Origin of the sequence: Burkholderia sp. Ac-20384, assembly GCF_017104605.1 — a bacterium.
Taxonomy (GTDB): domain Bacteria; phylum Pseudomonadota; class Gammaproteobacteria; order Burkholderiales; family Burkholderiaceae; genus Burkholderia; species Burkholderia lata.
Genome location: NZ_JAAGPE010000246.1, coordinates 1 through 14,032 on the forward strand (window position 1 = coordinate 1; position 14,032 = coordinate 14,032).

General features: G+C 67.5%; 12 protein-coding genes and 1 pseudogene. 6 read left to right on the top strand and 7 right to left on the bottom strand.

Features of this window, described 5'->3' with window-relative positions; genetic code table 11:
• A pseudogene (locus G3O00_RS31640) lies at nt 1-250 on the bottom strand (hypothetical protein); the annotation flags it as partial.
• 13 nt (nt 251-263) lie between these two features.
• Nucleotides 264-590, bottom strand: coding sequence for a hypothetical protein (locus G3O00_RS31645; RefSeq protein ID WP_011353790.1), 327 nt, complete (start codon nt 588-590; stop codon nt 264-266).
• Nucleotides 591-1,092: 502 nt separating this feature from the next.
• On the opposite strand from G3O00_RS31645, the gene G3O00_RS31650 reads away from it, so the two are divergent.
• From G3O00_RS31650 to G3O00_RS31660, 3 genes are read left to right on the top strand one after another with little or no spacing between them, the layout of a single operon-like run.
• Nucleotides 1,093-2,505: a cytochrome ubiquinol oxidase subunit I gene (locus G3O00_RS31650; RefSeq protein WP_011353789.1), complete on the top strand. Its 1,413-nt coding sequence runs from the start codon at nt 1,093-1,095 to the stop codon at nt 2,503-2,505.
• 29 nt (nt 2,506-2,534) lie between these two features.
• Complete coding sequence (cydB, locus tag G3O00_RS31655) at nt 2,535-3,542, top strand: cytochrome d ubiquinol oxidase subunit II (RefSeq protein ID WP_174933178.1); 1,008 nt, start codon at nt 2,535-2,537, stop codon at nt 3,540-3,542.
• On the top strand, nt 3,514-3,693 hold the full coding sequence (locus G3O00_RS31660) for a hypothetical protein (protein ID WP_011353787.1): 180 nt from the start codon (nt 3,514-3,516) through the stop codon (nt 3,691-3,693). The genes cydB and G3O00_RS31660 overlap by 29 nt, the downstream gene beginning before the upstream one ends.
• 178 nt (nt 3,694-3,871) lie before the next feature.
• Here the strand turns inward: G3O00_RS31660 and G3O00_RS31665 are convergent, their stop codons facing one another.
• A complete protein-coding gene (locus tag G3O00_RS31665) occupies nt 3,872-4,483 on the bottom strand; it encodes a hypothetical protein (RefSeq protein WP_241025425.1) in 612 nt (203 codons plus the stop codon).
• 180 nt (nt 4,484-4,663) lie between these two features.
• Between G3O00_RS31665 and G3O00_RS31670 the strand changes: the two genes are divergently transcribed.
• Nucleotides 4,664-5,569, top strand: coding sequence for a LysR substrate-binding domain-containing protein (locus G3O00_RS31670; protein WP_241025426.1), 906 nt, complete (start codon nt 4,664-4,666; stop codon nt 5,567-5,569).
• Nucleotides 5,570-5,608: 39 nt separating this feature from the next.
• Here G3O00_RS31670 and G3O00_RS31675 read toward each other — a convergent pair whose 3' ends face one another.
• Nucleotides 5,609-5,803, bottom strand: coding sequence for a YqaE/Pmp3 family membrane protein (locus tag G3O00_RS31675; RefSeq protein WP_011353784.1), 195 nt, complete (start codon nt 5,801-5,803; stop codon nt 5,609-5,611).
• A 154-nt stretch (nt 5,804-5,957) separates the two neighbouring features.
• Between G3O00_RS31675 and G3O00_RS31680 the strand changes: the two genes are divergently transcribed.
• On the top strand, nt 5,958-7,121 hold the full coding sequence (locus G3O00_RS31680) for a hypothetical protein (RefSeq protein WP_206145349.1): 1,164 nt from the start codon (nt 5,958-5,960) through the stop codon (nt 7,119-7,121).
• Between the two features lie 84 nt (nt 7,122-7,205).
• On the opposite strand, the gene G3O00_RS31685 is transcribed toward G3O00_RS31680, so the two are convergent.
• A complete protein-coding gene (locus G3O00_RS31685; RefSeq protein ID WP_174933173.1) occupies nt 7,206-8,885 on the bottom strand; it encodes an alkaline phosphatase family protein in 1,680 nt (559 codons plus the stop codon).
• Nucleotides 8,886-9,196: 311 nt separating this feature from the next.
• Here G3O00_RS31685 and G3O00_RS31690 point away from each other — a divergent pair, with 311 nt between their 5' ends.
• Nucleotides 9,197-9,421 (top strand): hypothetical protein, encoded by a 225-nt coding sequence (locus G3O00_RS31690; RefSeq protein ID WP_174941949.1) that lies wholly within the window; start codon nt 9,197-9,199, stop codon nt 9,419-9,421.
• A gap of 59 nt (nt 9,422-9,480) precedes the next feature.
• Here G3O00_RS31690 and G3O00_RS31695 read toward each other — a convergent pair whose 3' ends face one another.
• Both G3O00_RS31695 and G3O00_RS31700 read right to left on the bottom strand, forming a co-directional pair.
• Nucleotides 9,481-13,260 (bottom strand): DUF748 domain-containing protein, encoded by a 3,780-nt coding sequence (locus G3O00_RS31695; protein ID WP_206145350.1) that lies wholly within the window; start codon nt 13,258-13,260, stop codon nt 9,481-9,483.
• A gap of 148 nt (nt 13,261-13,408) precedes the next feature.
• Nucleotides 13,409-14,032 (bottom strand): DUF1214 domain-containing protein (locus G3O00_RS31700; protein ID WP_206145351.1); only part of this gene is annotated, 624 nt, incomplete at its 5' end.

Below are 14,032 nucleotides of genomic sequence, written 5' to 3' on the forward strand. Positions count from 1 at the left end.
TCAGCGCGGTGCCGACGGCCGCGCTGCCGACCGCGCTCGCGGTCGACGCCTGGCCGGCGCTCACGCCGCCCGATTGCTGGAACGCGTATTGACGGCAGTTCGCATCGTCGGCGCGGAACTGGTCGAACGACTTGCCGGTGCCGGGCAGCGCCATCACGCTCGGCCCGGTCGGCATGTACGCGCACGCGCCGAGCAGGCCGGCCAGTGCCAGCGCGGCCGGCACGCGCAGAGGTCGAAATACGGATTTCATCGTTACGCCTCCGTCACTGCGGCCGCGCCGGCACCGATCGCCAGCCCGACTTGCAGGTCTTCACATACGGGTAGTAATGCTTCGACGCGTCGCAGTAGTACCAGACGTTCGCGTCGCCCTCGTCCTGCGGCTGCCCCTTCTCGACGTACTCGGGCGGCGGCCCCGGATCGACGGGCACCGCGACGACCGGCGGCGGGTAATAGTAAGGCGCAGGGACGACGGGGTAGTAATACGGGTAGCCGGGGCCGATATAGACCCCGACCCGGGCGGCATGCGCCACGCCGCCCGTCGCGATCGCCACCGCGGCCACTGCGCCCAGTGCGAGCTTCAATCCATTCACGTCACGTTCTCCGGCTGGCGGTTCGTCGATGCGAACCCGACATACGGAACGCTACGCCGCGCCCGATCCGTCATCCATTACGGGCGCACGCGCCAATGTTGCGCGGCGTTACCAATGTGACAGACCCCATCGGCCGCGGCCCGCCGGCACGGCCGCGTGCGTTACGCGATAACGCACCGCAATGGTTCGGCCGCGCGCGGGCGCCACGTTGCGCGCATTCACCCAAGGTTTGCACCCGCGTCGAACCGTTCCGATGACGCGACGCGCCATATTGACGCACGTGCGTCAGACCGCCACGCCGCGGCCGCGCGGGCCACAAGCAGCCTTCTTGATACGAATCAACGATTTACCCCGGAATCGCACGCGGCGGGCTGGACATCTGCGACGAGTTGGCGCATTTCGCGGTGCAACATCGCGGCACATACTCCAGCCAACCCCGACGCCCGTCCGCCGGGGTCCGCCGGCACCCGCCGGCGGGTATCGTCAGCCTCGGTCAACTGGTATGGACACCGCTCTTTCGGCCCTCGATCTGGCCCGCCTGCAATTCGCGTTCACCGTCTCCTTTCACATCGTCTTTCCGGCGCTGAGCATCGGCCTCGCCAGCTTCATCGCCGTGCTCGAATATCGCTGGCTGAAAACCGGCAAGCAGTACTACAAAACCCTCTGCCTGTTCTGGTCGAAGATCTTCGCGGTCGCGTTCGGGATGGGCGTCGTCTCCGGGGTCGTGATGAGCTACCAGTTCGGCACGAACTGGTCGGGCTTCTCGAGCTTCGCGGGCGCCGTCACCGGTCCGCTGCTGATGTACGAGGTCATGACCGCGTTCTTCCTCGAGGCCGGCTTCCTCGGCATCATGCTGTTCGGCTGGAACCGCGTGAGCCCGCGCGCGCACTTCGGCGCGACGCTGATGGTCGCGATCGGGACGCTGATCTCGACGTTCTGGATCCTCGCATCGAACAGCTGGATGCAGACGCCGCAGGGCTTCGAGATCGTCGACGGCCGCGTCGTGCCGACCGACTGGTTCGCGATCATCTTCAACCCGTCGTTCCCGTATCGCCTGTTCCACATGGCAATCGCCGCGTTCATCGTCGCCGCGCTGGTGGTGGCCGCAACGGGCGCCTGGCACCTGCTGAAGGGCCGCCGCGACAAGAGCGTGAAGAAGATGTTCTCGATGGCGCTGTGGCTGCTGCTCGTGCTCGCACCGCTGCAGGCCGTGATCGGCGACCAGCACGGCATCAACACGCTGAAGCACCAGCCCGCGAAGATCGCCGCGATCGAAGGCCTGTGGGAAACCGAGAAGGGCGGCACGCCGCTCAACCTGTTCGGCATTCCGGACATGAAGGCGGAAACGACCCGCTACGCGGTGAAGGTGCCGCACCTCGGCAGCCTGATCCTCACGCACAGCTGGGACGGCGAGATCCGCGGCCTGAAGGAATTCCCGCCGGAAGACCGCCCGAATTCGACCGTCGTGTTCTGGAGCTTCCGGATCATGGTCGGCCTCGGCTTCGCGATGATCGGCCTCGCCGCGCTCGCGTGGCTCCTGCGCCGCCGCGGCCGCCTGTATGAATCGAAGTGGTTCCAGCGCTTCGCGCTCGTGATGGGCCCGACCGGCTTCGTGTCGCTGCTCGCGGGCTGGGTGACGACCGAAGCGGGCCGCCAGCCGTGGGTCGTGTATGGCGTGATGCGCACCGCGCAGGCCGTGTCGCCGCTGTCGGTGCAGCAGGTCAGCCTGTCGATGATGACGTTCGTGATCGTGTACTTCCTCGTGTTCGGCACCGGCGTGTACTACATGCTGAAGCTGATGAAGGCCGGCCCCGCGCTGCCCGACGTGAAGCACGACGACACCCCCGACACGCGCCCCGATCACACCGCGCGCCGCCCGATGTCGGCCGTCGACGAGCCGCTCGAGACCGTCTGAGCCCACCCTTTCCGCATACGAGAAAACCTATGGACGTCACCGTAATCTGGGCCGCGATCATCGCATTGGGGCTCTTCATGTACGTCGTGCTCGACGGCTTCGACCTCGGCATCGGCATCGTCTTCCCGTTCTTCCCGGACGAGAAGGAACGCGACCTGATGATGAACACGGTCGCCCCCGTGTGGGACGGCAACGAGACGTGGCTCGTGCTCGGCGGCGCCGGGCTGTTCGCGGTGTTCCCGATCGTCTATTCGACCGTGCTGTCGGCGCTGTACCTGCCGCTGATCTTCATGCTGGTGTGCCTGATCTTCCGCGGCGTGTCGTTCGAGATCCGCGCGAAGGCGCGGCGCACGAAGCAGCTGTGGGATCTCGCGTTCATCGGCGGCTCGGCCGGCGCGACGCTGTTCCAGGGGATCGCACTCGGCGCGTTCCTGCAAGGCATCAACGTGAAGGACGGCGTGTTCGCGGGCGACGCGTTCGACTGGCTCACGCCGTTCAGCCTGCTGACCGGCCTCGGCCTGATCGTGACCTATGCGCTGCTCGGCTGCTGCTGGCTCGTCGCGAAGACGGAAGGCGACCTGCAACGGCGCCTGCATCGCGTCGTGTGGCCGCTGACGGTCGTGCTGCTCGGCTTCATCGCGGTCGTCAGCCTGTGGACGCCGCTGCAGGATCCGGCCATCGCGCAGCGCTGGTTCGATTCGGGGCTATTCTGGCGCCTGCTGCCGGTGCCGTTCCTGGTCGCCGGTTGCGCGGTGTGGATGCGCCGCGCGGTGCGCGCCCGGCATGACATGACCCCGTTCGTGCTCGCGCTGGCGCTCGTGCTGCTCGGCTACGTCGGTTTGCTCGTCACGCTGTTCCCGTACGCGATTCCTCAGACGATGACGATCTGGGAAGCCGCGGCGCCGCGTTCGAGCCAGACCTTCACGCTGGTCGGCGCAGCGGTTATCCTCCCGATCATCATCGCCTACACGACGATGGGTTACTGGGTATTCCGAGGCAAGGTGCGCCATGAAGACCAGCATTACTACCACCACTGATTCCGCCGAGCGCCCCGCTACGGCACCACGGTCGCGGATGCGCGGCTGGATGTGGTTCGTCGTCCTGTGGGCGGGCGGCGTGATCGGCGCCGTCACGCTCGGCTATGCGTTCAAGATCTTCATGAACCTGACGCTGTTTGCGGTGAAGTAGGCGAAGCGGCTGCCGGGTCGAGCGACGATCCGGCAGCCGTTTTCTCGACGACGGCTTCGGCGTCGACCGGATGCACCGGGCGACGCGCCGGCATCCGCGCTCATGCTCCGAGCGGCGGCTGCGCGCCCTCCGCTCCCGATCCTCCCTTGTACCCCCGGCGCCGGCCCCAGCGTGCCGATCACCGCTCGCACGATGTCGTGCACATCGCCTTGTCCATCGCGCCGAAGAAGGTCTGGTAGTAATCGGGCTCGACGATGGTCTTCATCCGCGAGTCGCCGTTGCTGTCCCACACCGTGCGGTCGAATCGCGCACGCACGATCGCGTCGCGCGCCGCCGTCACGCGAACCGTTACGACGGCGGCCACCCGCTCGTGATCCGGTTTCGCGGGCAAGCCGCCGATGCGGGCCTTGAGCGCGCCGCGCAGCAATTGCCGCCACTTCGGAATCAGCGTATCGCTGCGCCCGCCCTCGATCAGCCCCGAATCGCGATCGACTGTCACCGGCGCATAGCCCTGTGCGCGCAGCACGCCGGCCACCGCGTCGAGTGCACGCCCCTGCGTCGCACCCGCATAGCGGCGATCGGTCATCATTCGCAGCGTCTGCTGCTCGCTGTCGGACAGGTCGACTTCGGTCTGGCTGGAGCTGTAGCGCACCAGCGAGCCGCCGCTGCCGATCTGGCGTTCGTTTTCCGGCTTCGATGCACACCCGGCCAGTACCGCAAACAGTCCGGCACAGGCGAGCGCCAGCGCGCCGCGGCCTCGCACCGGCGGCACCGCTGCGTCGCGACGCATCGCGCGTCGCGCCGTGCGCCGGTCGCGAAGACGGCGGCGAATTCCGGTCGTCCGGGTGTCGGGTGGCGATATGATCGTCATCGGGCGTATTCTCCTGTCGGCGCCATGATAGGGAGGCGCCCCGACCGCCACAAACGACATTTTTTGACCCACTGTGTAGCTTTTCTTCGCGATCTCACGATGCGCCGATTGCCGCCCCTGAACGCGCTGCGCAGCTTCGAAGCTGCCGGCCGCCTGCAGAGCCTCACCCTCGCCGCCGACGAGCTGAACGTGACCCAGAGCGCGGTCGCGCAGCAGATCCGCGTGCTCGAATCGTTCTTCGGTCAGAAGCTGTTCGAGCGTGACGGACGCTCGTTGCGGCTTACGCCGCGTGCGCGGCATTACCTCGTCGACGTCGCGAGCTGCCTCGGCCGGCTCGCGCAGGCGACGGGGCAGATGTTCGAACCCGTCGACGGCCATCCGGTGCGGATCAACGCGTCGGTGTCTTTCTCGCACGGTTGGTTGCTCACGCAACTGGCCGCGTTCCAGGCCGAGCATCCGGATATCGACGTGCAACTCGTCACGACGCCCGACAACGAGCGTGACCAGTTCGACGAAACCTGCGACATTGTGGTCCGCCGCTATACGCCGGAGCTGCGCCGCAAGGGATTCGTGTCGCGGCCACTGCTCGCGACCGTCGCGGTGCCGGTGTGCGCGCCCGGCCACCCGGTGCTCGAACAGGCGCGTACGCCGGCCGACCTGCGCAACGCGCCGCTGCTGCACTACGCGGGCTTGCCGCAGGCGTGGCAATACTGGTTCCATCAGGCGGGTTCGGCCGTCACCGAGACGCTGCGCGGGCCGTTCTATCGCGAGTTCTTCCTGATGACCAAGGCCGCCGCGAGCGGGCTCGGCGTATGCCTCGCGCCACGCGCGGTGGTGCGCGACGACATCGAGCACGGGCGGCTCGTCGCGCTGTTTCCGGAAGTCCACCTGGAAGGGCCGCCGTTTCATTGCCTGTATCGCGACGACGACGATCCGTCGCTGCGAACGTTCGTCGACTGGCTGTTCGCGCGGGCGGAGGCGCTGGAGGGGGCGCCGCCGCAGTAATCCGCGCCGCGCGGGCGACGTCCGGCGTTGCCGATTGCGTCAGCGCCGCTCGCGCAGCGCCGCCTCGATCTTCCGATCGGTCTTGTACTGGCTCAGCGCATACACCGACCAGATCGCGGCCGGCAGCCAGCCGACGATCGTGATTTGCAGGATCAGGCAGATGATCCCGGCGATCGGGCGGCCGATCGTGAAGAACTGGAACCACGGCAGCAGCAGGGCAAGCAGAAGGCGCATGGACAAACCTCTCGGTGCGTCGTTGAACGGGTGATGCGTGGCGAATATGCCGGTCCGGGCGGCAGAATTCAAGCCGTCCGTCGCGATACCCGCCTGCTACACTCGCGCGTCGTCAAACGAAGCACGACCAGAACAACAACGGAGAAAGAGGGCAATGAACACCCCGTCGTCACACCGCGGCCGTACGCGGCCCGCCATCCCGCACCCGAAGACAACCCGGCATCGCTGCGCGGCGGTCGCGCTCGCCGCCTTCGCCGCCTTCGCCGCCTTCGCCGCCCTCGCCGCCGTAGGCGCCGCTCACGCCGAGACGAAGCCGACGACGCACTACGCGATCAACCTGACCCGCGACAGCGGCAGCGAAATACCGCTGAGCAGCGAGCCCTACAGCTGGACCACGCACGACGGCAAGGTGCTGGCCGAGGGCGTGACCGACGACAAGGGCCGTGCCGCCATCGCCCGGCAGGCAGGCGAGACGCACTATGTACTGGAGACCGTCAACACCCGCTGGATCTACACGGTCGACAACGCGTGCTGGACGCACCGCGACGACGCCTTCGCCCGCTGCGCGAAACTGACCGACGCCGTCAACCTGGTCCGGCAGCGCATGGCCGACGACGCACGCACCGAGCAGGCCGCCGCCGCCAAGCGTCGTGATGCCGCGCTCGCCCGTTACCGCGCGGCCGCGGCTGCCCATGACGACGAACTCGTGTGGCTGGGCCCGCTGCCGGCCGAATGGTCGAAGGACGACGTCCAGAAACAGCTCGACGACGTGTACGGCAAGATCAAGCACGAGCTCGACAATCTCGGCGACGCCGACATCGACGTGTCCCGCTTCGTGTGCAGGTCGCCCGACCAGATCGGCCCGGCACCGGACCAGCAGGCCGTGATCGACTACATGAGCAGCCTGCGCGAACCGGGCTCGACGACGCCCGCGCAGTGGACGGCGCTCGTCGAGGCCGCGCGCAAGGGCAACTGGCTCGCGCGGCTGCAGATCTTCGTCGCGCTCGGCTCGCGCCCGAAAGACGACCTCGTGTCGGTCTACCGGCGCATCCAGCTGATGACGTGGCTGCAGGCGAACCACGTCGGCGCGCTGTACACCTACTACCTGGGCGAACTCGCCGCCACCGGCTATTTCGAAGGGCCCGGCCCCGGCGCCACGTCGCCGATTCCGTTGTATGCGGCGATGCGCGGCAGCTACGCGGCGATGAAACGCGCGGGCGATTCGCTCATGGCGCGGGACGAGCCGGACGTGCAGGCGATCGGCAAACGCATGCACGATTGCGCACTGCAGATGATGCCGGTGCTGTTCGCGAAGTAGACGCGAACAGCACCTCGCGCAGCGCGCAATCGCGCCCGCCGCGCAGCCGGCGGCGGGCAATCCTTCCGCGTCGCGTTGCGTTGCTTAGCGACCGATACCGAGCCCCGGCAGCACGCCGGTATTCTCGGCCACCACGGCATGCAGCAGGCGCGGGTTCGCGCCGAGCAGCCCGAGGATCGTCGGCGCGACCTGCTTCGTGCCGACCGTGTCGGTCACCGTGCGTGCGCGATGCAGGCCCGGATACGACACGAGCAGGCCGAGGTGGCTGTCGTCCGGCGCGTTGCCGCCGTGCTCCTCGTCCTTCTTCGTGCTCGACGTGTAGATCACGCCCGGATTCGGCTGGACGATGATGTCCGGCGTGCGGCCGTTGGCCGGATCGCCGAAGCGCTCGGCGAGCGCCGCGCCGTACAGGATGTAGGCCTGCGAGCCGTCCGCGCAGATCCCCGGCGCGTTGCAGCCCAGGTTCGCCTTCAGCGTCTGCACCACGGCCGTGCGCTGGTTGCGGTCGCGCAGCCAGATCAGGCCGACGTCGTCGGTCTGCACGAAGCCCGTGTCGACCAGGCCGGAGCCGTCGTTCAGGTTGCCCGTCTTCGTGTTGGCCTGGCCGAAGTTGCCGTTCGGGTCGAGGTAGTTGTTCGTTTCGAGCAGCTTCGTCAGCGTGTCGCCGTTCTTCACGAGCTTCGTGTGATCGGTCGGCGACTGGCCATGCTTCGACGTGACGATCACGGCGGTCGACGAATACAGGCTCGCCTGCTTCAGCGCCGCGACGATATAACCGATCGAGTTGTCGACGTACGTGATCGCATTCGCGACCTGCCCGTTCGGCGTGAAGTTGGCATCCAGGTAGCCGCCGCCCTTCGTCACCACCGCCTTCTGCGCGACGCTCAGCGTCTGGAAGTCGGCGCCGAACAGCGTCGGCACCGGTGCGCTCTTCGTGCCCGTCGAGTCACGGCCGTTGATCTGGTTGATCAGCGCCTGCACGTGCAGGTTGTCGAACTGCGCGGTATGCGAATAGACGTCCGTGTAGTCCGTCTTCGTCACCGGGTCGATCGAGTTGATCTCGGTGCGCATCAGATCGTCGACGCCGGTGCCCGACGGCCCGTTCAGCCAGTCGTAACCCCATGCGTGCTTGTCGGCCCACGCGGTGGTTGCGTTCGGGATGCCGGCCTTCACGGCCTCGAACACGGTGTTGGTCTTCACGTAGTTGTGCGGATAGACCGGCACGCACTTGCCGTTGACCTTCGCGTTCGGGATCGCCTGCGGGTTGAATGCGCCGCCGCCGTTCAGGTGAACGAGCGCGCCGCCGTTCTCGGCATCGATGCCGGTCGTTTCGTCGAACACGACGTTCCAGCCTTGCTTGCCCGAACAGCTCGTATCGCCCGGCGCGTACAGGTTGCGGTCGTACGACACGTCGTAGAACAGGCCGGCCGTCTTCGGCGAGCCGCCCGTCACGAGCGCGGCGAGGCCGGGGAACGAATCCGACAGGCCCGGCGTATAGGCATTCGTGTACGTCACGCCGCTCTTCGCGAGCACCGCGATGTTCGGGCACGTGTTCGCGCCGATGCAGCGCGCGAGATCCTGCTCGTGCAGGCCGTCGACGCTGATCAGCAACACGTGCTTCACGACGCGGCTCGCGTGGCCGCGATCCTCGCCCTGACTGTTGCCGTCCTGCTGCGCCGCGTGCGCACCCGCACCTGCGAGCGCCAGCGCGCCCGCCACCATCGCCACCAACTTCCGCTGCTTACCAAGGAAAGACATGATCACCCCACCTCATCGATTGACGTTGAACTGCGTGACTTGCCATCAAGCGCGCAAAATATCGCCGGATCGTGGGGCGGTCGCATGAAGCGGGGCTTTCTGTTTTCTGTCAAACGTAACCAATCGCAAGTGACACGACGCGGTCGCAATGCAGGGTGATCTGGCGCACATTGCGACGGGTGCGCTCACTCGCGGGCACTGCGCCGGTGCATCGGTCAAAACGTTCGCACGGCCCTGCGGCAGCACGATTTTTTTTCCGGCTTGGCGCGCGACTATTGGCGTGTGATAAAGGGTTTTCCCTGACCCGGAGCACGAGTATGTCGACCCTGGAAGCCCTCCGGTTCGTGCTGGACGATGCACGCACCCCCGAGATCATTCGCCACCACGTCGTCGACGCGTTGCAGTACGCGTTGCGCAACTACGGACAGGTATTCACGGCGAAGGAAGTCGAATGGCTGGCGCAGTGGGACGACGCGCGTCTGCCGCTGGCCGCGAAGAAGGAACTGGGCAAGCGCGTAGAACCGGCGATCGCCGCGCGCTGAAGGAAACGCGCCGCCGCGCCCGAACGGATGAACGGACGCAGCGGCGGCGGATGGCCTGCTTACTGCAGGCCGAAGTCGACGCGGGTGGTCGCGCCCTTGTCCTCGATGCCCTTCGCATCGAGCTTCGGCGCGACGACGAACACGCGGCTCGAATCGATCTTCCCGTCGAGGTACTGGCGCACCGCTTGGGCGCGCTGCTGCGCGAGCGCACGCAGCGCGTTGTCGTCGGCCGGCGCATGGTCGGCGAGCGCCTTCTTCATGTCGGCGTCGGGCAGCGTCTTCTGCAGGCCGATCAGGTTGCGCGGCTTCTTGAAGTCGGCGGCCTTGTACGCGCGCGCCAGGTACTTGCTGTACTCGGCCGGCTCGACCTTCACCGACATCGGGTCGATGCTCTCGCCCTGCCCGACCACGTCCTTCAGCTTCTGCTGGCGCACGAGCCGATCGACGTACGCCTCGCCAAGCCCCGACGTGTCCTTCGCCGGATCGACGCGGCCGATCAGGTCGAGGCGGATCGACGGCTTCTCGGTCAGCATCTTCACGACGGTATCGAGCTTCTTCTGCTGCGCGTCGTCGAGCTGGTACGAGCCCGGCGCGAATTCGACGTAGCCGAGATCCTCGCCGCCGCTGCCGAACGCATGCGCGAGCAGCGAGAACGGCGACGTGACGGCCTTCGCGATCAGGTTCAGCACCGCGCGCCAGATCAGCCCGCCGACGCTGAACTCCGGATTCGACAGCGAGCCCGACACCGGCAGGTTCACGTCGATCTGGCCGCGCGTGTTCTTCAGCAGCGAGATCGCGAGCTTCACCGGCAGCTTGGTCGCCGTGTCGTTCTCCACATGGTCGCCGAACGTGAGCTGGTCGATGAAGATGTGGTTGTTCGCCTTCAGCTGGTCGTTCTCGAGCGCGTAATGCAGGTCGACGTTGAGCTTGCCCTTCGTGATCGGGTACCCCGCGTACTTCGCCGAGTACGGCGTCAGGTTGGTCAGCTCGATGTCGTGCGCGGTCGCGGTGAGGTCGAGCGCCGGCTTCTCGATCAGCGGGTTCACCGAACCCTTGATCGAGATCGGCCCGTTGCCCGCGAGGTTCGCGGCGACGTCGACCGGTGCGGACGTCGTCGAATCCGTGCCGAACGCGCCGACCGTGCCCTTGATGGCGACGAGGTTCGCCGTGTAGTTCGGCTTGATGAAGTTGTCGGTGTACGTGACGCGGCCGTTCTGCAGCAGCAACTCGCCGAAATGCATGCGCACCGGGTTCTGCGGCGGCGTCGCGGCCTTGACGACGACCGTCGCCGATGCGGCGGCCGGCGCGGACGCCTGCGGTGCGGCCTGGGCGGCAGCCGGCGGCGTCATGCCCGGCGACAGCGGCACCGGCTCGCCCTTGCTCGCATCACGCGTGAGCGATTGCGCGGGGCCCGATTGCTTCGCGACCACGTCCTTCAGGTTCAGGCGCCCTTGCGCGTCGAGCAGCACGCGGCCGTAGAAGTTCGAGAACGTCACGCGCGTGGCATCGACGTCGGTGCCCTTCTCGTCGTAGTTCGCCTTCAGGTTCGTCAGCGCGAGCGAGCGCCAGCCCGCGAACGGGTCGGAGGTCGCCTTGTCGAGCATCCGCACGTCGACGAGCGCGACGTCGCCGCGATAGGTCGCGCGCGGCGCGTCCTTCACCTGCGCGAACGTCAGGTTGCCCTGCGCGTTGAGCAAGGCGCTGGCGATCGTCGCGTTCAGCGCGCTGCCGAAGTACGGCTCGAACGCGGCCGCGTCGAGGCGGTTGCCGTTGATCTTCAGGCCAAGCTTCAGCGGCTGCGCGGTCACGTCGCCCGTCACGTTCAGCGAACCCTTGCGGTTCAGCGTCGCCTTCAGCTGCACGGGCAGCGGTTTGGTCATGTCGTCGCTGATCTTCTGCACCGACAGGTCCAGCGGCTTGATCGCCAGCTTCACCGGGCGCGGCGTCGACAGGTCGGTGAAGTTCGCGGACGAATCCTTCACGTTCAGCGCGTCGATCCGGTAATGCCACGACGGCGCGGCGGCCTCCGCCTTGCGCGCAACCGTGCGCTTCGGCACCGACGCCTGCGCCGGCTCGGCCAGCGCCGCCAGGTCGATCTTGCCGTCCTTCAGGCGCTGCACGTCGAGCGCGAGCCCGCTGACGTCGACGCTTCCGATCTCCGCGGTGCGTGCAGCCACGTCGACCTTCGCGATCTTCGCGCTCGCGTCGGGCAGCACGATCGCGGGCGCCTTCGCGTCGGGCGTCGCAATCTTCAGCGACTTCAGGCTGACCGTACTGTCGGCGACCTGCGCGGCGAGCGGCGTCTTGCCCCAGTCGGCCTTCGCGTTGACGGTCGCGCCGAGCGTGCCGTCGAGCACGCGCGCACGCGTCGCCTCGCCGAGGTACGGCTGCAGCGCCGGCAGCGCGAGTGCGGCGACCGTCAGCTTGCTCTCGACCTGCTTCTCCGCAAGATTGAACGTGCCTTCGGCGTTCACGTCGCCGCCGCGCGACAGCGACGTCGACAGCGTGTATTTCGCGGGCGTCTTGCCCTGCATCGTGAAGCCGTCGAGCGTCGCGGCGAGCTTCGTGAGCGACAGCGCGGTCGGCGTCGCCGGCACGCGGTCGTCGACGTTGACCGTGCCGCCGTCGATCGCGAAATGACGGATCGTCAGGTCGAGCGGCGGCGCCTCCTTCGCGTCAGCGGCGGCTTCGGCCTTCGCGCCGCTGGCGGTGGCAACGGCCGCGGCGCCCGACGCCGCCGGCTTGCCTTCGGCGGCCTTCGATGCGGCTGCCGGCTGCGCGGCGAGCTTCTCGACGTTCAGCACGCCCTGCTTGTCGCGCGACAGGTCGACCACCGGCTGGTCGATCCGGATCTCGTCGAAGTGCATCGCGTTGCGCAGCGGCTCGAGGCTGGCCGCCGCGACGTGCACGCCACTCGCGGCGAACAGCGGTGCGGACGCGTGGTCGGTCACCTTCGCGTCCTTCAGGTCGACGGTGCCCGATACGCGCAGCGCGGGCGTCTCGCCGCTCATCACGAAATTGACCTTGAGGTCGCTGCTCAAGAGGCCGCTCGTCACGGCCACCGGCAGCTTCGCCGGCACGTACGAGATCAGCTTCGGCACGTCGAGGCCGTCGAATTTCAGCGCGATCTCCGATTCGCGCGACTGCGCGAACGGCTTGGTCTTGCCGTCGATCGCGATCGGGCTGCCGTCGAAGCGCGCGCGCAGCTTCGGCTCGACGAAGATGTCGGTCTTCGAGGCCAGCGTCGCGACGTACGGAATGCCGAGCGTCCAGTTGTCGACGACGTGCTTTTCGTTCAGCAGACGGTCGTCGAAATCGATCCGGCCGTTGTTGACCTGGATGTTCGACACCGAGAACTGCGTCGGCTTGCTTTCGGGTTTGGGCGACGGCGCCGAGAATTTCTCGATCAGGTCGGTGAAATTGAAGCGCTGCGCGTCGTAGCGGACGATATGAAAGCGCGGCGAGTCGAGACGGACTTCATTGACGATCGGCGCGCCGCGGAACAGCGACGACCACGACGGCCGCACGACGAGCTTCGCGATGTCGATGAAGTCGCCCTGCCCGCCTTTGTCGCCGAGATGGATGCCGTCGGCTTCGAGGTTCAGCGTGTACGGGTTCAGCGCGATGCGCTGGATCGTGGCGGGCCGGTCGAGCTGCTTGCTCAACTGCTGTTCGGCGATATGGCGGATCAGCGGCGGCGCCGCGAAGAACCCGAGCAGTCCGAATAAAACGAGGAAGATCAGCAGGCCGATGCCGATGCGCCGGGTCCGGCGCGAGCGTGCAACGCCACCGAGGGCATGGAGGGTCGAGGATACGGTTTCTTTGTCTGCGCTTGCCATGCTTGAATGCCTCGGGATGGGGTGCCGGGCCGCACCGGACAACCGGGCGGCCGCGCACGCTATCCCGAAAGTATAGGCTCAGGAGGTGACGGTACGGGGTTCGGGCGCCGTCGCGCCCGCCGGTCGGACAACGCCGCCGGTCATCCGTTCATTTCCGGACGACGACGGGCGGCATCCACGACCCGTCGCTCGCCTGCGGCTTCGGTGCGTACAGGCGCAATGTGAGTGCGAAATCAGTGCGCGGCGCCGGCAGCCAGTTGGCCGCATGCGTGCCGCCCGGCGATGCCGACACGGCGATGTCGATCGAGCCGTCGTGGTTGCGGCACAGGCGGTCGCGATCGCCGAGCGAACGGCGCGCCGAGCCGACGTCGGGCAGCGCGCCGTTCGTCGAATAGGGCGTCAGCGTCCAGAACGCGCGCGCCGGCGGGAGCGCGCCCGGCGCGAAATGCAGCACATAGCGGTTCGCGCCGTTCAGCGGATGGCCGTCGCTGTCGACGCGCACGACCGCGAGCGTTTCGTCGTCGCGCGTCGCGGTGCCGAACTGCGTGTAGGCCGCGTACGCGCGCAGCGTGTAGTCCTGGCCGTACTTGCCCGCCGTATCGCCGATCCAGCTCCAGCCGTTCGCGTTCAGCAGGTTCGACGGCGGGGTCGCGAGCCGCGCGCGTGCCTCCGCGACGCCGGCCGTCGCGGCCGCGAGGCGATCGCCCGTCCACAGCACCGGGTAGCCGGCCGACACGCCGATGTCGCCGAGCAGCTCCTGGGCGTGCGCGTC

Bases quoted from the DNA above. Each gene is read 5' to 3' on its own strand.
- G3O00_RS31690 (WP_174941949.1), top strand. From the start codon at position 9,197: ATGTCGACCCTGGAAGCCCTCCGGTTCGTGCTGGACGATGCACGCACC.
- G3O00_RS31675 (WP_011353784.1), bottom strand. From the start codon at position 5,803: ATGCGCCTTCTGCTTGCCCTGCTGCTGCCGTGGTTCCAGTTCTTCACG.
- G3O00_RS31665 (WP_241025425.1), bottom strand. From the start codon at position 4,483: ATGCGTCGCGACGCAGCGGTGCCGCCGGTGCGAGGCCGCGGCGCGCTG.
- cydB (WP_174933178.1), top strand. From the start codon at position 2,535: ATGGACGTCACCGTAATCTGGGCCGCGATCATCGCATTGGGGCTCTTC.
- G3O00_RS31650 (WP_011353789.1), top strand. From the start codon at position 1,093: ATGGACACCGCTCTTTCGGCCCTCGATCTGGCCCGCCTGCAATTCGCG.
- G3O00_RS31680 (WP_206145349.1), top strand. From the start codon at position 5,958: ATGAACACCCCGTCGTCACACCGCGGCCGTACGCGGCCCGCCATCCCG.
- G3O00_RS31695 (WP_206145350.1), bottom strand. From the start codon at position 13,260: ATGGCAAGCGCAGACAAAGAAACCGTATCCTCGACCCTCCATGCCCTC.
- G3O00_RS31670 (WP_241025426.1), top strand. From the start codon at position 4,664: ATGCGCCGATTGCCGCCCCTGAACGCGCTGCGCAGCTTCGAAGCTGCC.
- G3O00_RS31660 (WP_011353787.1), top strand. From the start codon at position 3,514: ATGAAGACCAGCATTACTACCACCACTGATTCCGCCGAGCGCCCCGCT.